Genomic DNA, 19751 nt, shown 5'->3' on the forward strand with positions numbered 1-19751 from the left:
AAGTAAAGGGTGATTAAAATGAGTGAAAAGCAAAGGCGTCCGCTTAAAATGACAGTCTCAGGCGTTTTGTTTCAGGCCCCGGCCCCAGCTGTCTGGCGCTGGCGCAGGTACGCATACACCCCGCCCAGCACCAGCCCAAACACCGCATTGGCAACAAAAAAGTACGCTATGCCGCCGGCCGTGAGGGCGTGCACGCCCGCCACGCCCTGCCCCAGCAACGGCAGCACCACAAGGCCGTTGATGGCCCAGGGCAGCAGCGAAAACAGGCCGCCCTTCACCCAGCCCTTGCCCGGCAGCCGCGGCTCGAACACCAGCACGTACAGCCCCACCATGCCCAGCCCCGTGAGGTAGTGAAACAGCAGCTTAAAGCCCGCGGCCTGGACCACGGGCAGCAGCCCGGCCGGCAGCAAGGGCGTGGTGTGCAGCAGCGCGAGTTTCAGCAGGCCGCCGCTTTCGGCGTTGACGGGCAGCAGCGGGGCGGCTTTCAGCACCAGCGTGTTGGCGGTGATGGCGACCAGGCCGGCCAGCAGGCCCAGGAACAGGCGGGGGTGTTTTTTCATGAGCGGGTGCGGCATGGGCATAGAACAGGCAAATGGGGAGTATTGGACCACCAACCGGGCCCCGATAGGTGCTTCAGTCGCCCAGCCAACGGTCGGCGACCAGGCCCAGCGCGTAGTTGAGCTGTACCAGCAGCAGCAGGCCCGCCCCGGCCGGCACGCTGATAAAGCACAGCCCAGCCGCCGCCGCGTACTGCACCTGCATCAGGCCCAGGCGCCGCACCAGGGCCCGGCCCACGGCCGCGTGCTCGGGCAACAGCAGGCCGTGGTGCCGGGCGTAGCGGTAGCTGCCCAGCAGGGCCGCGCCCAGCAGCAGCAGGTTGGCCCAGTACACCAGCACGGCCCCGCGCAGCGGGAAATGGGTGGTGAGAAAGGCCGTGGAAAAGGGCAGCAGCCCCACCACCAGCAGGAAGGCAATGTGCCACCAGGCCAGCCGCCGGTCGCTGCGCGCCAGGTAGGTGAACTGCGTGCTCTGGCACACCCAGAAAATGCCCAGCGACAAAAAGCCCAGCACGTAGCCCCCAACGCTGGGCAGCAGGGCCCGCAGCGCCGGCCCCACGTCGGCCTCGGTGCGCACCAGGGCGGCCGCCGGCACCCGCAGGTTGAGCACGAGCAGGGTCATGGCGATGGAAAACACGCCGTCGCTCAGCGACTCGATGCGGCGCAGGCTCTGGCCCGCCACCTCGGTGTAGGCCAGGGATGGCGCGTGGGACGAAGACATGGCCATCGGCTAGCGCGGCGGGCCGGCTGCACGCCGCGTTTTGCGTGGGGCGGGGGCATGGCGGTGGTCCAGGCGGTCTTCCTCCCGAATGAGCTTGGGCTCTTTGCTGAGGCTCTGGCCGTGGTTCACGTGGCCGTCGCGCAGCATGCGGCGGTTCTCGCGCAGCATCTTGCCGTCGGTTTTGCCTTCTTTTTTGAGCATTTCGCCGCCTTCCTGGCCGTGGGCCGATGGGCTTATCCCGGTGAATAGCAGGCCGGTTAAGGCGAGCAAGCTAGCGAGTTGAGTGAGTCTGGTCATGGTGGTTGGGGAATGAGGGAGAAGCTATTACCGCGTGTACGGCAGCGGGCTTTTTCTAACCTACCTTTTTAGCCGGCGGCTCGCGCTATTCGCCACTGGCCTGGCCTTGCCACTGCTGCTCCTGCGGCAGGTTCGACTCCGGGGTTTGCAAGAAGGGCACGGTTTGGGGGATGAAGTCGGCCACCGCGCCGGGCTTGCTGTAGTCGTAGGGCCAGCGGTACACGGCGGGCACCGCGCCGGGCCAGTTGCCGTGCCCGAGCTCCACGGGCGTGGTCCATTCCAGCGTGTTCGAGCGCCACGGGTTTTCGGTGGCCCGGCGGCCCCGCCAGATGCTGTGGAAGAAGTTAGCCAGAAAAATAAACTGCGCCAGAAACACGGCAATGGCCGCCAGCGAGATGAACCGGTTCAGGTCGCCGAACTGGGCGAAAGCATCGAAGGCCGTCCAGGCGTAGTAGCGGCGGGGAAAGCCGGCGATGCCGATGTAGTGCATCGGCATGAACACCAGGTACACGCCCACGAAGGTGAGCCAGAAATGCAGGTTGCCCAGCTTTTCGTTCAGCATGCGCCCGAACAGCTTCGGGAACCAGTGGTACACGCCCGCAAACATGCCGAAGAAGGCCGCCGAGCCCATCACCAAGTGGAAGTGGGCCACCACAAAGTAGGTGTTGTGCAGCTGAATGTCGAGCGTGGCGTTGCCCAGCACGATGCCCGTGAGGCCGCCGGCCACGAACAAGCTCACGAAGCCGATGCTGAAGAGCATGGCCGTGGTGAAGCGGATGTTGCCGCGCCAGAGCGTGGCCAGCCAGTTGAAGGTTTTGACCGCCGAGGGCACGGCGATTATCAGGGTCAGAAACATGAACACCGAGCCCAGGAAGGGGTTCATGCCCGTCACGAACATGTGGTGGCCCCACACCACGAACGAGAGCAGCAGGATGCCCGCCAGCGAGCCAATCATGGCCCGGTAGCCGAAAATGGGCTTGCGGGCGTTGGTGGCCAGAATTTCCGACACGATGCCCATGCCCGGCATAATCACGATGTAGACCTCGGGGTGGCCCAAAAACCAGAACAAATGCTGGTAGAGCACCGGCGAGCCGCCCTGGTTGCTCAGGGCCTGCCCGGCAATGTAGATGTCGGAGAGAAAAAACGAGGTGCCAAACGAGCGGTCGAACACCAGCAGCAGCAGCGCGGCAAACAGCACCGGAAACGTGAGCACCCCCAGAATGGCCGTCATCAGAAACGCCCAAATGGTGAGCGGCAGCTTGGTCAGGCTCATGCCCCGGGTGCGCAGGTTGAGGATGGTGGTGATGTAGTTCACGCCGCCCAGCAGCGTGCTCACCACGAACAGCACCATGCTCACGAGCCAGAGCGTCTGGCCCAGGCCCGAGCCGGCAATAGCCTGTGGCAGGGCCGAAAGCGGCGGGTACACCGTCCAGCCGCCGGCCGCCGGGCCGGTTTCCACGAAGAGCGAGGCAAACATGACGGCGCTCGACAGGAAGAAAAACCAGTACGAGAGCATGTTCATGAAGCCCGAGGCCATGTCGCGCGCCCCGATTTGCAGGGGAATGAGCAGGTTGGAAAACGTGCCGCTGAGCCCGGCCGTGAGCACGAAAAACAGCATGATGGTGCCGTGCATCGTCACCAGGGCCAGGTAAAATTCGGGGTTGAGCTTGCCCTCCACAATCCAGTGGCCCAGCACCGGCCGCAGCCACGCCATCGAGCCCTCCGGCCAGCCCAGCTGCAGGCGAAACAGCGTGGAGAGCGTGCCCGCCACCAGCGCCCAGGCCATGCCCGTAAGCAGGTACTGCTTGGCAATGGTCTTGTGGTCCTGACTGAACACGTAGCGAAACAGCCACGACGGCGTTTCGTGGGCCGCGTGGGCCGTCGCAGCATCGGCTGCGACGGGCACGGGAACCGCTAGGGAGCCCGCAGCGGGGTCCGGCAAGGGCATAAGGGGGAAGTCAGCCATGGCGTACGGCGATAAAAGCGTGAAACACAAATAGACTGGTAACCCGGCCCGCCCGGTGCCCGGCCGCAAGCAGCCCTACTCCCAGCCGTTGCGGCGGAAAATGGCGTGCCCGTCGGCCGACTGCAGAAAGGCCACGAACTGCCGGGCCGTGGCGGCCTGGGTGGTGCGCTGGGTGAGGGCCACCGGCGTGCCCCGGCTCACGCGCTGGTCGCGGGGCAGGCGCACCAGGGCCGAGCCGGGCAGGCGCGGCTGCCACGAGGCGTAGGTAATCCAGGCGTCGTAGTCCTGGGGCTTTTGCTGCCAGAGGTCCACGGCTTCGGCGCTGGTTTTGACCGACGTTTTGGTGTTGTGCTGCAGGTTGCTGATGAGGGCGCTGCTGCGGGCCATGTCCTCGGTCATGCCCATCTGGCCGGCCCCGTTCACGTCGAGCAGGCGCACGCCGGGCCGGGCCAGGTCTTCGAGCCGCTTGATGTGCAGCGGGTTGCCGGGGCGTACCAGCACCGCCGACTCGCGGGCGTAGAGGCTGGTGCGGCTGGCTTCGTCGAGGAAGCCGGGGTGGGCCAGCGCCGTTTGGGTGAGCATGTACTCGGCCCCGCCGTACACCACGTCGGCATCCTGCTGGGCCTGCTCGAACCACTTGGGCTCGGGGCCGGCCGTGACTTCTACCGCCAGGCCGGTTTGCTTGGTGAAGGCGGCGGCGCATTCCTTCATGGCCGTGGCCGGGCCGCCGGGGCCGTACACGTGCAGGGTTTGGGCGGCGGCCGGCGCGGCCGCGAGCAGAGCAGGAGACATGAGCAATAGAGCGAAGCGGCGGAGCCGGGTGAGCGGGGACGTTTTCATGGGTAGCAAGGCGTTATTTCACGGGCGGCAAAAAGCCGTATTTCTGGTACACGGCCTGCCCGGCGGGGCTGTTGAGGAAGGCCACAAAGTCTTCGGCGGCCTTGGCGTGGGGCGCGGCTTTCATCACCCCGGCCACGTAGTTGGCCATGATGTTTTCCTTCGCCGGGATGTCCACGCTTTCCACCGGATGCCCCAGCATTTTTTGATAAAAGGCCTCCGTGTACCACACCGGGGCCGCGTCGGACTGGTCATACAGCACCCGCATAGGCGACTGGCGGTGGTGAATCTGGGTCAGGTAGGTGCTGCCGGCTTTCACCTTGGTCGTCATCACGGCCGTTTTCAGGGCCGCGCCGCCGGCCTTTTCGTACGATTCCTCGATGCGCTTGCCGATGCCCTCCCAGGCCGGGTTGGGCATGCTCACGCGCACCTCGGGCCGGCCCAAATCGCGCAGGCTGGTCACCTTCTTGGGGTTGCCCTGGCGCACCAGGATGGCCAGCCGGTTCTGGGCGTAGCTGGTGGTGCGGGCAAACCACTCCGGCGTCATGTCCATGCGGTTTTTGCCGGCCGCGTACACGTCGGGCTTCAGCTCGATGCGCAGGTTGCCCACCACCAGGCTGCCCTGCGCAATCTGCTTGGCCAGGATGCCGGGCGGCAGCGTCTCCACGAAAATGCGCACGTACTCGGGGTGGGCCTTGCGAAACTCCTTCAGCAAATCATCGAGCACCATGAACTGGTTGCCCCCGAAAAACACCACCAGCTGCGGGTCCACCACGTCGCCGTAGAGGTCGGGCGCGTTGTCGATGCCCGGCACCGTGAAGGGCACCCCGGCCTGAAACGGCGCGTTCCAGGGCGGGTCGAAATGGTGGGCCGGCTCCACGGGGGCGGGCTTTGGGGTGGGCATGGTCTGGGCCGAAAGGGCGGCCGGGGCGGCCAGGAGCAGCGCCAGCAGCAGGTGCGGAAGGGGTTTCATGAGGTTGGATTAGTCAAGCGGAGAAAAGCAACGCAGCAGCGGGGAGCCCGGCGTTACGGGTGCACCAGCGACCAGCCCTGGGCCTGGCGGATAATCAGCTCCCCATTGCCGCTGGGCACGTAGGAAATCAGCGGCAGCAGCTCGTCCTTGCTGATTTTCTTTTCCTTGAGTGTGTTCAGGCACTGGGCCAGAATCACGCCTTTCTGCTTCAGGGCCGTGAGCTGGGCCTCGTAGGGCTGGTCCTTGCGGTAGAGCGTGGTGCCCCCGCCGAAGGCAATCAGCTCCACGGTGAGCTTGCCTTTAAGCCGGCTGTCCTCCAGCGCGTTGCCGATGTTGCGCAGCGTCTGCTGAATCAGCTTGGGGTCGTCGCTGTCGAGCTGGTAGATGACGTGGTACTGGGCCTGGTCGGCCGTGGCCCCTTGGAAGGTACCTTTCTGAAAAGCTTCGCGGTCATTCATGGCGGTGGCGTTGGGGGTGGCGGGCGTCTGGGCGCGGGCCGAGAAGGTGAGGCCGGCGAGCAGCGCGGCGGTCAGCAGCAGGTGTTTCATGGGAATCGGGTATGGCACCACCGAAGCAGTGCGGTGAAAAATGAACAGAAGGAGTTGGGAACCGGCGGCGGACCTACTCGCCGCCCTTCTTGCCCGCTTCCATCGCCGCGTAGGGACCAAACTGGTGCTGGTGCTGCGTAAACGGGTCGGCGTAGGGCGGGTAGGGACAGTCGGCAGGCTTCTTTTTCAGGTTGGGGTAGTCCTTTTCCAGGTGGGCCATGCGCGGCCGGGGCAGCGAGTTGATGTAGGCGGCCACGTCGTAGGCGGCGTCATCGGTGAGGATGGTGTGCTCAGCCGTGGCCCCGAAGGGCATGTTGGCCTTGATAAAGCGGGCCGCCGTTTGCAGGCGGTGCATCCCGGCCCCGTCGTTGTAGCTGTCCGGCCCCCACAGCGGCGGATACTGGTAGCCGTCCGAAGCCAGCGTGCCGTTCAGGCGGCCCTGGCCATTGGCCGCGTGGCAGCTGGCGCACTGCTGGGCGAAGACGATTTTGCCCTGCCCGAGATTCGCCTCGCGGTTGGGCATGGTGAACTTCACGAAGCCCTGGCCCTTCACCTTCTCCCCCACCGGCACCTGGCGGCCCAGCCATTTCATGTAGGTGATGATGGCCTTCATCTCCTTGCCGTCCAGCGGCAGGGGCCGACCATTGAGGCTGCGCGTCATGCAGCCGTTGATGCGGTCTTCGAGGGTGCTGATGGCATCCTCCCGCCCCTTGTAGGTGGGATAAATGCCCCAGATGCCCACGTAGGGAGCCGAAAATGCCTTCTGGCCGGCCTGCAGGTGGCAGTTCTGGCAGGCCAGGTTGCTGCCGGCCAGCCGCAGCGCCGGGCTGGCTGCCTGCGGCCCGAGGTAGTGGGCGGTGTGAGCAATCAACTCGTGGCCGTAGCGGATAAGCTGGCCCTCCGGGTCAGGCTTCACGCTATCCAGCAGAAAGCGGGCGGGCTGGAAAAAATTGGTTTTGCCCGCTCCGGCCCCGCCGGCGACGGCCGGGCCGCTCGCAGCGGCGGCCGTTGTGGCCGGGGCATCGGCCAGCAGGTCCGGCGTTTTGGGGTTGAAGATGACGATGTAGGCCGTGAACGCCACCACCAGCACCATCAGGGCAATCACCCAGGTCAGCAGGCCGGCGATTTTGATGAAGGCCTGCTTGTCTTCCGGCTGCAGGCGAGGCGAGGGGTCGGGAGTGGTTTCCATGAGGCCAGGGAGAGAGGTGAAACAGGCGGCAAAGACCAGCCAGCGCGCAAAACAATATGTTTTGCGGAATACAGACAGTCAACAAGTTAAATCGGGTAAAGCCGGCGTTGCCATCTGGCCGCTTTGCCCCGACCAAGCATCTATACCGTGTGTAGAATCACGTAGAGCGAGCCGGTCGAAATCACTACCCAGAGCAGGATGCCCAGCACGTAGGGCTTGATGCCCACCGAGCGCACCACCTTGGCCGACAGGCCCGCCCCGATGAAGAACAGCGTGACGGTGAGGCCGATTTTGGCCAGGTTCACCATCACCGGGCCCAGGGGCTTCGCGGCGGGAATAAAGGTGTTGACCAGCATGGCGGCGATAAAACCGAAAATGAAGTAGGGAATTTTCACCTTCACGCCCTTCTGCTTGAAAATCATGGCCGTGCCGATGGAAATCGGGATAATCCACAGGGCGCGGGCCAGCTTCACGGTGGTGGCCACTTCCAGGGCCTGGTTGCCGTAAGCGGCGGCCGCGCCTACCACCGAACTGGTGTCGTGGATGGCAATGGCGCACCAGAGCCCGAACTGGTTCTGGGTCATGGCCAGGGCGTGGCCGATGGGCGGGAAGGCGAACAGGGCCACGGCATTGAGCACGAACACCGTGCCCAGGGCTACCGACATTTCCTCGTCCTTGGCCCGCAGTACCGGCCCGATGGCCGCGATGGCCGAGCCCCCGCAAATGGCGGTGCCACACGAAATCAAATGCACCACGTGCTTGCCCAGCCCCAGCCAGCGGCCTACGACCAGGCCCAGCAGCAGCGTACCGAAGATGGAGACCACCGTGAACAGGATGCCCTCCTTGCCGGCCTGCACCGCCGCGTGGGCATTCATGCCGAAGCCCAGCCCGATAACCGAGAACTGGAGCAGCTTGGCCGTGGCCTGCTTGGTTTGCGTGGTGAAGGGGTTGCCGATGGTTTGGGCCAGCAGCAGGCCAAGCGCCAGGGCAATGGGCGGCGAGGCCCAGGGCGTGAGGCAGAACACGAAGAACAACACGAACACCACCTGCTTCAGGGTGAAGTCCTGCCCGAACGCCACCCGGGGCGTATGCAGGTGCCGGAAGAAACCCGTGGTTTCGTTGAATTCGGGGGCGGCTGTCTCTGCCGCCGGGTCGAGCGGCGAGTTAGAGGCTTGGGGAGTAGCGGAATGAACCGGGAGTGCCATGAGCGGGAGGGGTTGGTTTCTGAGGCAAATATACGGGAACCCCAGCGCCAAGGATTATCCAATCGTGTTATCCTGCATAACCAAAAGTTATTATAAGCTTCAGGCCCGCTCCCGGCACAAGGCCAGAAACTGCCGGGCGGCTTCCGGCAGCGCCGGCTCGCTGCGCCACACCGCCAGCAGCTCGCGGGCCAGCAGCAGGCCCCGAATCGGAACTTCCTCCAGCTGTCCGCTCACCAGTTCGGTCACCAGTGCCCGCCGCGAGATAAAGCCCAGCGTGCCCGACTTAGCGAGCAGCAGGCCCTTGATGGCCTCGGTATCGGCGCAATAGGTGAGGGCCGGCAGGCTGGCCAGGGCAATGCCGTGCGCTTGCAGGGCCGCTTCCAGCACGTCGAGGGTACCCGAGCCGGCTTCGCGCAGCACCAGCGGGTGGGCCAGGGCCTCGGCCAGGGGCAGCGACGCAACGGGGGGCCCGGCCGCCGTGGCCCCGCGCACGGCCACCAGCTCATCGAAGAGCAGGCGCTCGTAGTGCAGGCCGGGGGCGCGGGCGGTGCCTTCCACAAAGCCCAGGTCCAGCGCGCCCCGCACTAAGGCGGCCGCCACCAGCGCCGAGTTGGCGGGCTGCACCCTGAGCGCCACGGCAGGCCAGCGGCGCTGGAACTCGGCCAGCAGCGGGGGCAGCACATGGTGGGCCAGGGTGGTGCTGGCCCCCAGCCGAAGCGCCACCGCAGCAGCAGGCATATCCTCAAGCATAAGCAGCCAGCCGAAAAAACCAGTAGAAAGGAAATGCATCGGGCCGGCCAGCGCTACGAGCCGGAGCGGTACTTACAAGCTGGTTTGCTGGTCCTTCAAATCGAATACATCCCCGCCGGCCATGCGCGGGTCATCGAGGGCGTAGGCGGCCTTCTGCTCGTCGGGGGTGCCATCTTCGGCCGCCTGCACCGCCTCCGTAGCCTGATTCTGCTCCACGTGCCCGCGCTGTAAATTGGGGTCGGCAATGGCTTCGGTCATGCAGTAGTGCTCGGTGGGGGCGGCGTGCTTGCCGCGAAATTCGCTGAACTCGTCGGGGTTGTCGTTCGAGCCGTCGTTGGTCGGGGCCTGGTAGTGGCGGGGCGCGGTGGGGTCGGCGGGGTGGCCGAAGTCGCCGTAGTGCGGGGTGCCATCGTGGGCGGCCGGTTCGGCGGCGGGTTGCGCATCGGTTGAGGCGGGCTGCGGAGTGTTTTCCATGAGGATAAGCAAGTAGGGTGAAGATGGGCGAACCACCCGGTCCGCACTACGCTGCAATGGTACGTAAGCTGCTCCTCAAGTAGTGCAAACAGCGGATACCGAATGGTTATCCGGCATCACCATTTTTTATTTGCCCCCCTTCAGCTGCCCCTGCACGAAGCTTAGGAAACGCTGCGCCGGCCGGGCCAGCACCTGCCCCTGCACCGATACGGCCTCGAACTGCCGGGCCAGGTGCAGCCCCTGGATGGGCACGATTTCGAGCAGCCCGGCCGCCAGCTCGCGGTCCAGGGCCCGGCGCGACACGAAGCCCAGGGCCGTAGGCGCGGCTTCGAGGTAGCGCTTGATGGCTTCGGTGCTGTCCAGGTAAATGGCCACGGGGAGGGCGCTGAGCTTGATTTGCTGGGCCCGCAGGGCAAATTCCAGGATTTCCAGCGTGCCCGAGCCGCGCTCGCGCAGCACCAGCGGATGGGCCAGGGCGTCGGCCCGGGGCAGCGGCACGGCGGGCGGGCCCCCAGGTGTGGCGCGGCGCACGGCCACCAGCTCGTCGGGCAGCAGCAGCTCGTAGTGCAGGTCCTGGCTTTTGGTGCGGCCTTCCACGAAGCCCAAATCCAGCTCGCCGCGCAGCAGGGCCTCGGCAATGCGCTCGGAGTTGGCGTTCAGAAACGAGAGCTGCACCTGCGGGTAACGCGCCTGGAAAGCCGGCAGCAGGCCCGGCAGCACGTACTGGCTCAGGGTGGTGCTGGCTCCCAGGCGCAGGCGGCCGGCGGCTTCGTTGGGGTCGCGCAGGCCCAGCAGTTGGTCTTCGAGTTGCTGCTGGGCGGCAGCGGCGGCCTCGGCGTGGGCGTGCAGCAGGCGGCCGGCCTCGGTGAGGCTCACGCGGTTGCCGCGCCGTTCCAGCAGGCGCTGGCCGTACTGCGCTTCCAGCTCGCGGATGTGCTTGGTCACGGCCGGCTGGCTCACAAACAGCTCCTGGCCGGCCTTGGTAAAGCTCAGGTGCCGGGCCACGGCGGCAAATACGCGAAGGCGAAAATCAGACATGGAGGCAAGGTAGGGAGTTTGCCTCAGCCTGGGGGCGGCTGCTCCCCGCTCCTCCTGGGGAACCACCCTCCCTCCCTTCCGACGCCGCTTACCGGGCGAGCTTGTCCAGCGCGGCCTTGAACTCCGGCGTGTCGTACTCGGCCATGCCGTCGTGGCGGGCGGCCACCTGGCCGTCGGGGCCTAGAATGACGGTGGAGGGAATGGCGTTGGAATCGAAGGGCGCGGGCAGCTCGCCCGTGCGCAGGTACACCGGGAAGGTGTAGCCCTGGCTCTTCACGAACTTCCGGGCCTTGGCCGCGTCATCGTCGAGGGAGAGCATCACGAAGGCCACTTTCGAGGGGTCCATCTTTTTATACAGGGCTTCGATGCCGGGCATCTCGGCGCGGCAGGGCGGGCACCAGCTGGCCCACAGGTTCACGAACACGACCTTGCCTTTCAGCTCGCTCAGGTTGACGGCTTTGCCGTCGAGGGTGACCAGGGGCAGGTTGTGCGGATAGGCAGCACTGCTGGCGAGCGCTACGGGCATTGCCGGGGTGGGCGTGGCGGGCGCTTCGGCTTTCCAGAGGCCGGTGGCCAGCAGGCCGCGCTGCACGCCGCCGAGTACGATAGGCCGCAGGGGCGTGAACAGAACGAAGGCAAACAGGGCCAGCGGCAGCCACGAGGTGAGGGTCTTGCGATTCATAGTTGGGAAATTTAAAAGCGGGACAAAGTTAATATGAACAAAGTTTCATTTGTTAAGCGCCGACGGGCTTAGCCGGGGCCCCGGTCAAGGACTCAGCGGCTACCTGCCCGGGCTTTTCGTGCACCAGCTCGCCGCCAAAGGCCAGGGCATTGCCGGCTTGCTGGGGACAGATTAGCGGAGTTTCTTAGGAGAAAGCGAGGGCTGCCCTGCGGAGGGAGAGCAGCGAATAGGGCCTCATGCGGCAGCGAACCACTAGCCGCGGGCACCGGTCAGGCCAGGAAAAACCCGGCGGCCAGACCCGCCAAACGGGTCCGACTAACCGGGAATAGCCCCCGGCTCAACTGCGCTTGTTCCTAAGAAAAGCGGACGGGCGGAGCCTTGTTGGGGTGGTTAGCAAATACCTGCGCGGAGCCGGCACTCGGACCCCGCGTGGGGTTCAGGGTCGGCTCGTGGGCCGGGAAGCGCAGCCCGAGAGACCGGGTCACGCCGTCACCACTCCGCGTAGCAACGAGCGGCAGCCGCTTGGTCGTAGTCAGTTGCTTCTTCTCCGCCTTTGGCTCGGCCTGCACCGTTTGCGGCTTCTTCCTGCAGGTGGCGTTGCGGGGTGTTTCCTGCCGCGCACCGCTGCCGGCTACCGCATTTGCGGCCCCAACGGGCAGGGGCTGGCAGTGCAGGTAGAGACCCGCATACAGCAGCAGCAGCAAATGGGACAGCAGTCGTTGCATGGAGGAGGTGCGCCGGCCCAAGGGTGCGCGCATGTTGAGCGGCCGAAAGAAGGCCAATGAAAGGCCCTGTAAGATGCCGTGGGGTTGCACGCCGCGCTTGCGAGCCGATGCCGCCGCGAACGAGGCGACTGCCGGGCAAAATTCGTTTCCGTGCGAAGGCCTCGGTGGCTGGGTACGCCAGCAGCCGGGGTAGCGCTTTGACCCGACGTGCGCTATTTCTTGGCCGGTAGGATGCGCACGGCGGCCAGCTTCGGCGGGACCACGGTGCCGCGCCGCCGGAGCCCGACTTCGACAACGTCGGTCACGCCTTGGTCTCTTTTTAGGATGTTGCGGCCCTCGGCGAAGGTGGTGTAGTGGTGGATGCCGGTGAGCATGCCCGAGTGCGTCACGACGCGGTAGCTGCGGTCTGTGTTCAGCGGCCGGCCGTTCACCCGCACGCCGCTCACCCGCTGGCCGGTGGGCAGGTTGAGGTCGGCGGTCCAGTCCAGGCCGCTGGATTGCAGCAGGCCGCCCACCCGCTTTAAATCATCGCCGGGGCTCAGGTTGGTGGCGCTCTGTTCGAGCAAAGCCGTCAGCTGGCGGCCCGTCAGCTCCAGGGTGACGACCTTGGACGGATGCGGCAGCAGCGTGTAGAGGGCTTCGCGGGTGACGGGGCCGGGCTCGAGTGACACCCCGTAGCCCACGCCGGGCATAAACGCTACTTCCGCCCCCGTGGCTTCGCACAACAGCTCGCCGGTGAGCTGGTCGAAGGGACTGGCCGACTTGTACTGCCGGCCGACTCGCCCCGAGGCGGTGGCAATTACTTCTTCCAGCTGCGCTTTGTAGGGGGCGCGCAGCGAATCCACCAGCCGGGCCACGGCGGGGTCGGCGGGAAAATCAGCCGTCCACAGCGTGGGGGCGAGGCCGTCTACTTTCGTGATTTTGCCGTCTTGAACCTGCACCGTGAGCTGGCCCAGCACGGCCGCATCGGACAGGGCCTGCACTATCCAGGTCTGGTTGACCCGGCGCGGGGGCGTAATCCGGTCGTGGGAGTGGGCCCCCACGATGAGGTCGATGCCCGGCACCTCGCGGGCCAGCTGCTCGTCTACTTTGGTGCCCTGGTGCGAGACCACGACCACCACGTCGGCCCGGGCCCGCAGAGCGGGCAGGTAGCGCCGGGCGGCCTCCAGGCCGTTGCCGAAGGTCAGCTCTTTGGTGTTGTCGGGGTTGCCGGTCAGGTGGGTGTTGTGGTAGGCCAGCGCCAGCAGGCCCACGCGCACCCCGCCCACGGTGAGCACCGTGGTGGGGTCGCCGAGGAAAGGCTGACCGGTGGCTTTGTCCAGCACGTTGGCCCCGCGCAGGGGGAAGCGGGCCAGCCGCTGCAGCTCCCGGGTGCGGGCGCTGCCGTACTCGAAGTCGTGGTTGCCGAGCGCCATGAACTGGTAGCCCACGGCGTTCATGAGCCGGATGATGGCCGCGCCCTTGGTCAGGTTGCCCAGCAGGTCGTCGCCGAAGGTGTCGCCGCCGTCCACAAGCAGCACGTTGCCGGCCCCGCGCGCCTGCCGCACCCGGTCAATGGCCGTCGCCAGGTGGGCAAAGCCGCCGACCTGGCCGGCCCGCTCAAACGAGCTGGCCGGCCGGCCGGGGTCGCCGGTTTGGGCCGTGGCGTTGCCGGGCGAGACGGCAAAGGGCCGGTGCCGCCCGTGGATGTCGTTGGTGTGCAGGATGGTGAAGGTGCCGGAGGCTGAAGTCGCGGCAGCCGCGGTTTCCACGCGCTCCGCGGTAGAATGGGTCTGGCAGCCCGCCAACAGCAAACCCGCCCCCCAGGATAACCCGAATGGAAGGGCCACGGCAAGGAAAGAGAAAGCACGGGTCACGTTTCGGACCGGGTTGAGGAGTGGAAGGAGCGGCGGCATAATTTTCAGAAATGGTGAACTAATAGGTGATAAAATCTTGTACGTATGAAAACATGTTCATACATTTGCCTCAGATATGACTGCCACTTCCCCCGCCACCCCCGTTGACATGAATCTCACGAGTGAGAAGATGGAAAAGGTGGCGTTTATTCTCAAGACCACGGCCCACCCCACCCGCATCGCCATCGTGCAACTGCTGGCGGCTACCGACAGTTTATCGGTGACCGACATCAGCGACAAGCTGAACGTGGAGCAAAGCCTGCTTTCGCACCACTTGTCGGGCATGAAGCTGAAAGGCATTCTGAGCTCCCACCGCGAAGGGAAAAACATTTTCTACGCCCTGAAAATGCGCGAGGTAATCGACGTGATTCAGTGCCTGGCCGGGTGCACCTTTCTGTAAGAGGCCCGGCCCTTTTTTTGCAAATGTACATGAACAACCTTTCATAACTTCATACGTTCACCTGTTTTACCATGTTGCACTACTTCGGCTATTTCGCGGCCATCTTCATCGGCCTTTCGCTCGGCATCATGGGCGGGGGCGGCTCCATTCTCACCGTGCCGGTACTGGTGTACCTGATGGGCGTGAGCCCGGTGCTGAGCACGGCCTACTCGCTGTTCGTGGTGGGCTCGACCTCGGTCGTGGGCGCGTCGGGCTACTTCCGCAAGGGCCTGGTGTCCATCCCCACGGCCCTGGTATTCCTGCTGCCCTCGCTGGCGGCCGTCTTTCTGGTGCGCAAGGTGCTGATGCCGGCCATCCCCCACGAGCTCTTCACCCTGGGCAGCATCGTCTTCACCAAAGATTTGCTGGTGCTGGTGGCCTTCGCGGTGCTGATGGTGGTGGCGGCCACGTCGATGATTCGCAGCAAGCAGGCCGAGGAAGTATTGGACCACGAGTTGGGCCATAAAGCCCCGCTCAACTACCCGCTCATTCTGGGCATCGGCCTGGTGGTGGGCGTGCTCACGGGCTTTGTGGGTGCGGGCGGCGGCTTCCTCATTATTCCAGCCCTGGTGCTGGGCGCCCGCCTGCCCATGAAGCTGGCCGTGGGCACCTCGCTGGCCATCATCGCCCTCAACTCGTTGATTGGCTTTTCCGGTGATTTGAGCGCGGGCACGCCCATTGCCTGGTCGTTTCTGCTCGGCTTTCTGGCCTTTGCCCTCGGCGGCATCGTGCTGGGCACCTACCTGGCCCGCTTCATTCCGGGGGCCAAGCTCAAGCCGGCCTTCGGCTGGTTTACCCTGGCCATGGGCACGTTCATTCTGGTGCGCGAGCTGGTCTTTCGCTAAGCCCACTCCTCCCCATTCTTTTACTTGTCACTCTCCCTAACCACTTGTTGTCATGAAAATTGAACAGTTTGAAGACCAGGGCCTGTCCCATTTCTCCTACGCCATCCTGAGCGAAGAAACCCGCGAAATCGTGCTGGTGGACCCGGCCCGCAACCCCGAGCAATACTACGACTTCGCCAAGACCAACGACGCCAAGATTGTGGCCGTCATCGAAACCCACCCCCACGCCGACTTCGTGAGCAGCCACGCGGAAATTGCCCGGGAGACCGGGGCCGCCGTCCGCGTCAGCAAGCTGCTGGGCGCGGGCTACCCGCACCAGGCCTTCGACGAAGGTGACACGCTGACCGTTGGCCAGCTCACCTTCCGCGCCCTGAACACGCCCGGCCACTCGCCCGACTCCATCAGCATCGTGCTCGCTAGCGAGGGCCAGGACAAGGCCGTGTTCACGGGCGACACCTTGCTCATCGGCGACGTGGGCCGGCCGGACCTGCGCGAAAACGCGGGCCACCAGACCGCCAAGCGCGAGGAGCTGGCCCGGCAGATGTACCACTCCACCCGCGAGAAGCTCATGACGCTGGCCGACGACGTACAGGTGTACCCCGCCCACGGCGCGGGCTCGCTCTGCAGCAAAGGCATGGGCGGGGCCAGCAGCAGCACCATTGGCGCGGAGAAAAGCGGCAACTACGCCCTGCGCCCGCTTTCGGAGGAAGCGTTTGTCGAGGAGCTACTGGCCGACCAGTCCTTCATCCCCAAGTACTTCGGCTACGATGTGGAACTCAACAAAGCCGGCGCGCCCGATTTCGCGCCCAGCGTGGCGAAAGTGGCCCGCCTGGCCCCCGGCTCGGCGCTGGAGCCCGGCGTGCTGGTAATCGACGCCCGCCCCGAGGCCGACTTCAAGAAAGGCCACCACGAAGGCGCCCTCAACGTGCAGCAGGGCGGCAAGTTCGAAACCTGGCTGGGCTCCCTCGTGGGCCCCGAAGAAAGGTTCTACCTGGTAGCGCCCGACGAAAAGACCCTGGAAGACCTGATTGCGAAAACCGCCAAGATTGGCTACGAGCCCCTGATTCAGGGGGCCCTGGTGGGCACGCCTTCCTCGGAGGCCACCCTGCCCAAACTGGACGTGGACGCTTTCCGCGCCCACCCCGACCGCTACACGATTGTCGACATCCGCAACGCGTCGGAAAGGAAAGCCGAGCCCCTGTTTGCCGGCGCCCTCAACATTCCGCTGCCCGAGCTGCGCGAGCGAGCTGCCGAAATCCCGACCGGCAAGCCCGTGGTGGTGCACTGCGCCGGCGGCTACCGCTCGGCGGCGGGCAGCAGCATCGTGGCGCCCGCGCTGCCGGGCACCGAAGTATTCGACCTCGGCGAGGCCGTGAAGTCTTTCCAGTCGCCGGCAGCGGCCCACTAACTCATCGGCCCGTCGGCTCCGGCGCAGTGCCGGGGTTCAGAGCCACTTATTTTCCCTTTTCATTTCTCATACCCCTTTGCCATGTTCGGTTTCAATAAATCTTCCGCTCCTGCTTTCCACAACCTGACGCCCGCGCAGTTTGCCGAGGGCCTGCGCCAGCCCGGCGCGGTGCTCGTGGATGTGCGCCGACCCGACGAATTCGCCGGCGGCCACCTGCCCGGCGCGGTCAACCTCGAAGTCACCGCGCCCGACTTCGGCCAGCGCGTGGCGGCCCTCGACAAAACCAAGCCCACCTACGTGTACTGCCGCAGCGGCGCGCGCTCGGCCAACGCGGCCGGCCAGCTCACCACCGCCGGCTTCGCGCAGGTCAGCAACCTGCTCGGCGGCGTGCTCGACTGGCCGGAGCCACTGACTACTAAATAATTAAGCCTCCTCAATTCGACCGCTGTTTTCATGCTTGAACTCCTGCAACAACCCTGGCCCTGGTACGTGGCCGGCCCGCTTATCGGCCTGACGGTACCCGCGCTGCTGCTCGTGGGCAACAAGGCGCTGGGCATCAGCAGCTCGCTGCGCCACGTGTGCGCGGCCTGCGTGCCGGCCGGCATCCCGTTTCTGACTTATAACTGGCGCGCCGAAATCTGGAACCTGGTGTTCGTGCTCGGCATCGCGCTGGGCGGCTTCATCGGCTACCGGCTCCTGGGCCACCCCGACGTGGTGGGCATCTCGGCCGCCACGGTGCGCGACCTCAAAGCCGAAATGCACCTGACCGACTTCACCGGCCTGCTCCCGCGCGAGCTGTTCGCCCTCGACAACCTGGCCAACTGGAAAGGCTGGGTGTTTCTGGTGCTGGGCGGCTTCCTAGTCGGCTTCGGCACGCGCTACGCGGGGGGCTGCACCTCGGGCCACGCCATCTCGGGCCTCTCCAACCTGCAGTGGGTATCGCTGGTGGCCGTCATCGGCTTCTTTGCCGGCGGCCTGCTCATGACCTGGGTGATTTATCCGATGATGTTTTAATCCCTGAAAGCACCGTTTTATGGAAGCTGCTGCCCCCACCGCCGTTGATTTCTGGGATGCCCGCTACGAGGGCGAAACCTACGCTTACGGCACCGAGCCGAATGCCTACTTCCGCCAGCAGCTGGATGCGCTGCCGCCCGGCCGCCTGCTGCTGCTGGCCGAGGGCGAGGGCCGCAACGCCGTGTACGCCGCCAAGCGCGGCTGGCAGGTGACGGCCGTGGACTTCAGCGACGAAGGCCGGGCCAAGGCCCTGCGCCTGGCCGTGGCCCAGGGCGTGCGCCTCAATTACCAGGTGGCCGACCTGACGGCCCTGGGCTGGCAGCAGCCCGGCCACTACGATGCCGTGGGCCTCATTTATGCCCACCTGGCCCCGGCTGACCGTCAGGCAGTGCACGCCGCCGCGGCCGCCAGCCTGGTCCCCGGCGGGCACCTCATCCTGGAGGCCTTCAGCCCCCGGCAGCTGGGCCTGCCCTCGGGCGGCCCCAAGTCAGCCGACATGCTCTACGAGCCGGCCACGTTGGCCGCCGACTTTGCCGGGCTGAACCTCCTGCAAAACCACGCGCTGGGCGTGGTGCTGCACGAAGGCAGCTGCCACGCCGGCCCGGCCAACGTGGTGCGCCTGCGGGCCACCCGCGATTCCACTACTGAACTCACTTCCTCCATATGAAATACGTTAAATACCTGGTGCTGGGCGCCTTGTTCGGCATCATTCTCACCAAGAGCGAAGTCATCAGCTGGTGGCGCATCCAGGAGATGTTCCGCTTCCAGAGCTTCCACATGTACGGCGTCATCGGCTCGGCCATTCTGGTGGGCATGGTGTCCATTCAACTCATCAAGCGCAACCGCCTCAAAAGCCTCGACGGCGAGCTCATCACCCTGGCCGACAAGAAGTACAACCACGGCACCTGGATAGGCGGCACCATTTTCGGCCTGGGCTGGGCCTTGACCGGTGCCTGCCCCGGCCCGCTGTTCGCCCAGATTGGCACCGGCGTGGGGGTGGGGGCGGTGGCGGTCCTGATTCTGGCCGCCCTGGCCGGTACCTGGACCTACAGCGCCCTGCGCGACAAACTGCCCATGTAAGGCCGGCTGCATTACCCGGCACGATTTTTCACCCGATTTCTCCTCTTGCCATGACCCACCCCGAAGAAGCCGGCCGGCAACTTGCCTCCGTGGCTCGCCTGTTGATGCTGCTGGCGGCCGCCCTGGGGCTGGTGGTCGTGGTCGTCGTCACGCAGTTGTACTGGCCCGCCCACCCGGCCGCGCCGGTGGCCGTGGCGGATGAAGCGACGGAAGGGCCGCCGCCGCCCGGCAGCTACCACCGGCCCGCCTTCGCGGCCCCCGACCCGGCCCTGATTCCGCGCACGGCCACCGGCCGCGAGATTCGCTACGGGCGCGAGCTGGTGGCCCACACGGCCCGCTACCTGGGACCTAACGGACTGGTGGGCGCCTACACCAACGGCCTGAACTGCCAGAACTGCCACCTGCAGGCCGGCACCCAGGGCTTCGCCAACAACTACCTGGCCGTGGCCGCCACCTACCCCAAGCTGCGGGCCCGCTCGGGCACGGTGGAAGGCATTGAGAAGCGCGTGGCCGACTGCATGGAGCGCAGCCTCAACGGCCGCGCCGTGCCCGATAACAGCCGCGAGATGCGGGCCATCGTGGCCTACATCAAGTGGCTGGGCCAGGACATTCCCAAGGGCCGGAAGGTGCACGGCACCGGCTTTATGAAGCTGCCCTACCTGGACCGGGCCGCCGACCCGCAGATTGGCCGGGCCGTGTTTGCGGCCAAGTGCCAGAGCTGCCACGGCCCCGGGGGCCAAGGCAAAAAAATGGCCGACGGCCGCGAGTACCAGTACCCGCCGCTCTGGGGCCCCGACAGCTACAACGACGGCGCGGGCCTGTTCCGGGTGAGCAACTTCGCCAAGTACGTGAAGGCCGCCATGCCTTACGGGGCCACCTTCGACCACCCGCAGCTCACCAACAAGCAGGCCTGGGACGTGGCCGCCTTCGTGAACTCGCAGCCGCGCCCCCACCTCCCCACCCCCAAAGATTGGCCCGACATCCGTAAAAAGCCCGTCGACCATCCCTTTGGGCCCTACGCCGATGCGTTTTCGGAGCGGCAGCACAAGTTCGGGCCCTACCAGCCCATCGAGGACGCGCACCCGCAGCCGGCCAAAGCCAACTGAAC

Annotated in this window: 23 protein-coding genes; 9 read left to right on the forward strand and 14 right to left on the reverse strand. The window is 65.7% G+C overall.

Translation table 11 applies throughout. From position 1 onward, the window contains the following. Positions 1–71 precede the first annotated feature (71 nt). From KYK14_RS00955 to KYK14_RS01015, 13 genes are all read right to left on the reverse strand, one after another. Entirely contained in the window at positions 72–560 is a 489-nt protein-coding gene (locus tag KYK14_RS00955) for a hypothetical protein (RefSeq protein ID WP_219156169.1), read from the reverse strand. Positions 561–633: 73 nt separating this feature from the next. Beyond that, positions 634–1278 (reverse strand): TMEM175 family protein, encoded by a 645-nt coding sequence (locus tag KYK14_RS22285; RefSeq protein WP_219156171.1) that lies wholly within the window; start codon positions 1276–1278, stop codon positions 634–636. Between the two features lie 9 nt (positions 1279–1287). Beyond that, the gene (locus KYK14_RS00965) at positions 1288–1575 is read right to left on the reverse strand and encodes a hypothetical protein (protein ID WP_219156173.1); all 288 of its coding nucleotides are present in this window, start codon (positions 1573–1575) and stop codon (positions 1288–1290) included. An 85-nt stretch (positions 1576–1660) separates the two neighbouring features. After that, a complete protein-coding gene (locus KYK14_RS00970) occupies positions 1661–3541 on the reverse strand; it encodes a cytochrome c oxidase subunit I (protein ID WP_425514664.1) in 1881 nt (626 codons plus the stop codon). A 75-nt stretch (positions 3542–3616) separates the two neighbouring features. Beyond that, positions 3617–4381 carry a substrate-binding domain-containing protein gene (locus KYK14_RS00975; protein ID WP_219156175.1) on the reverse strand — a complete coding sequence of 255 codons (765 nt, stop codon included), beginning with the start codon at positions 4379–4381 and terminating at the stop codon, positions 3617–3619. Positions 4382–4394: 13 nt separating this feature from the next. Continuing rightward, positions 4395–5351, reverse strand: a complete 957-nt coding sequence (locus KYK14_RS00980; RefSeq protein ID WP_219156177.1) for a molybdate ABC transporter substrate-binding protein — start codon at positions 5349–5351, stop codon at positions 4395–4397. A 53-nt stretch (positions 5352–5404) separates the two neighbouring features. Next, the gene (locus KYK14_RS00985) at positions 5405–5899 is read right to left on the reverse strand and encodes a DsrE family protein (protein ID WP_219156179.1); all 495 of its coding nucleotides are present in this window, start codon (positions 5897–5899) and stop codon (positions 5405–5407) included. Positions 5900–5972: 73 nt separating this feature from the next. After that, entirely contained in the window at positions 5973–7088 is a 1116-nt protein-coding gene (locus tag KYK14_RS00990; protein ID WP_219156181.1) for a c-type cytochrome, read from the reverse strand. A gap of 140 nt (positions 7089–7228) precedes the next feature. Further along, the gene (locus KYK14_RS00995; RefSeq protein ID WP_219156183.1) at positions 7229–8293 is read right to left on the reverse strand and encodes a YeiH family protein; all 1065 of its coding nucleotides are present in this window, start codon (positions 8291–8293) and stop codon (positions 7229–7231) included. Between the two features lie 99 nt (positions 8294–8392). Then, positions 8393–9031, reverse strand: coding sequence for a LysR substrate-binding domain-containing protein (locus KYK14_RS01000; protein WP_246601623.1), 639 nt, complete (start codon positions 9029–9031; stop codon positions 8393–8395). A gap of 84 nt (positions 9032–9115) precedes the next feature. Beyond that, on the reverse strand, positions 9116–9517 hold the full coding sequence (locus KYK14_RS01005) for a hypothetical protein (protein ID WP_219156187.1): 402 nt from the start codon (positions 9515–9517) through the stop codon (positions 9116–9118). A 126-nt stretch (positions 9518–9643) separates the two neighbouring features. Continuing rightward, positions 9644–10555, reverse strand: a complete 912-nt coding sequence (locus tag KYK14_RS01010) for a LysR substrate-binding domain-containing protein (protein WP_219156189.1) — start codon at positions 10553–10555, stop codon at positions 9644–9646. An 88-nt stretch (positions 10556–10643) separates the two neighbouring features. Continuing rightward, a complete protein-coding gene (locus KYK14_RS01015; protein ID WP_219156191.1) occupies positions 10644–11237 on the reverse strand; it encodes a TlpA family protein disulfide reductase in 594 nt (197 codons plus the stop codon). Between the two features lie 572 nt (positions 11238–11809). On the opposite strand from KYK14_RS01015, the gene KYK14_RS01020 reads away from it, so the two are divergent. Continuing rightward, the gene (locus KYK14_RS01020; RefSeq protein WP_219156193.1) at positions 11810–12022 is read left to right on the forward strand and encodes a hypothetical protein; all 213 of its coding nucleotides are present in this window, start codon (positions 11810–11812) and stop codon (positions 12020–12022) included. 152 nt (positions 12023–12174) lie between these two features. On the opposite strand, the gene KYK14_RS01025 is transcribed toward KYK14_RS01020, so the two are convergent. Next, a complete protein-coding gene (locus KYK14_RS01025) occupies positions 12175–13791 on the reverse strand; it encodes a bifunctional metallophosphatase/5'-nucleotidase (protein ID WP_219156196.1) in 1617 nt (538 codons plus the stop codon). Positions 13792–13933: 142 nt separating this feature from the next. Here KYK14_RS01025 and KYK14_RS01030 point away from each other — a divergent pair, with 142 nt between their 5' ends. The 8 genes from KYK14_RS01030 to KYK14_RS01065 all read left to right on the forward strand — a co-directional run bounded on the left by KYK14_RS01030 (position 13934) and on the right by KYK14_RS01065 (position 19749). Then, positions 13934–14257 (forward strand): ArsR/SmtB family transcription factor, encoded by a 324-nt coding sequence (locus KYK14_RS01030; RefSeq protein WP_246601625.1) that lies wholly within the window; start codon positions 13934–13936, stop codon positions 14255–14257. 71 nt (positions 14258–14328) lie between these two features. After that, on the forward strand, positions 14329–15141 hold the full coding sequence (locus KYK14_RS01035; RefSeq protein ID WP_219156198.1) for a sulfite exporter TauE/SafE family protein: 813 nt from the start codon (positions 14329–14331) through the stop codon (positions 15139–15141). A gap of 52 nt (positions 15142–15193) precedes the next feature. Continuing rightward, the gene (locus KYK14_RS01040) at positions 15194–16549 is read left to right on the forward strand and encodes an MBL fold metallo-hydrolase (protein WP_219156200.1); all 1356 of its coding nucleotides are present in this window, start codon (positions 15194–15196) and stop codon (positions 16547–16549) included. Between the two features lie 81 nt (positions 16550–16630). Continuing rightward, complete coding sequence (locus KYK14_RS01045; RefSeq protein ID WP_219156202.1) at positions 16631–16972, forward strand: rhodanese-like domain-containing protein; 342 nt, start codon at positions 16631–16633, stop codon at positions 16970–16972. A gap of 30 nt (positions 16973–17002) precedes the next feature. Next, positions 17003–17563, forward strand: a complete 561-nt coding sequence (locus KYK14_RS01050) for a YeeE/YedE family protein (protein ID WP_219156204.1) — start codon at positions 17003–17005, stop codon at positions 17561–17563. A gap of 19 nt (positions 17564–17582) precedes the next feature. After that, on the forward strand, positions 17583–18230 hold the full coding sequence (locus KYK14_RS01055; RefSeq protein ID WP_219156206.1) for a class I SAM-dependent methyltransferase: 648 nt from the start codon (positions 17583–17585) through the stop codon (positions 18228–18230). Next, a complete protein-coding gene (locus KYK14_RS01060) occupies positions 18227–18643 on the forward strand; it encodes a DUF6691 family protein (protein ID WP_219156208.1) in 417 nt (138 codons plus the stop codon). The genes KYK14_RS01055 and KYK14_RS01060 overlap by 4 nt, the downstream gene beginning before the upstream one ends. Before the next feature lie 50 nt (positions 18644–18693). Beyond that, positions 18694–19749, forward strand: coding sequence for a c-type cytochrome (locus KYK14_RS01065; RefSeq protein ID WP_219156210.1), 1056 nt, complete (start codon positions 18694–18696; stop codon positions 19747–19749). The last annotated feature ends 2 nt before the right edge of the window (positions 19750–19751 follow it).

Source organism: Hymenobacter profundi (genome assembly GCF_019334315.1).
Classification (GTDB): domain Bacteria; phylum Bacteroidota; class Bacteroidia; order Cytophagales; family Hymenobacteraceae; genus Hymenobacter; species Hymenobacter profundi.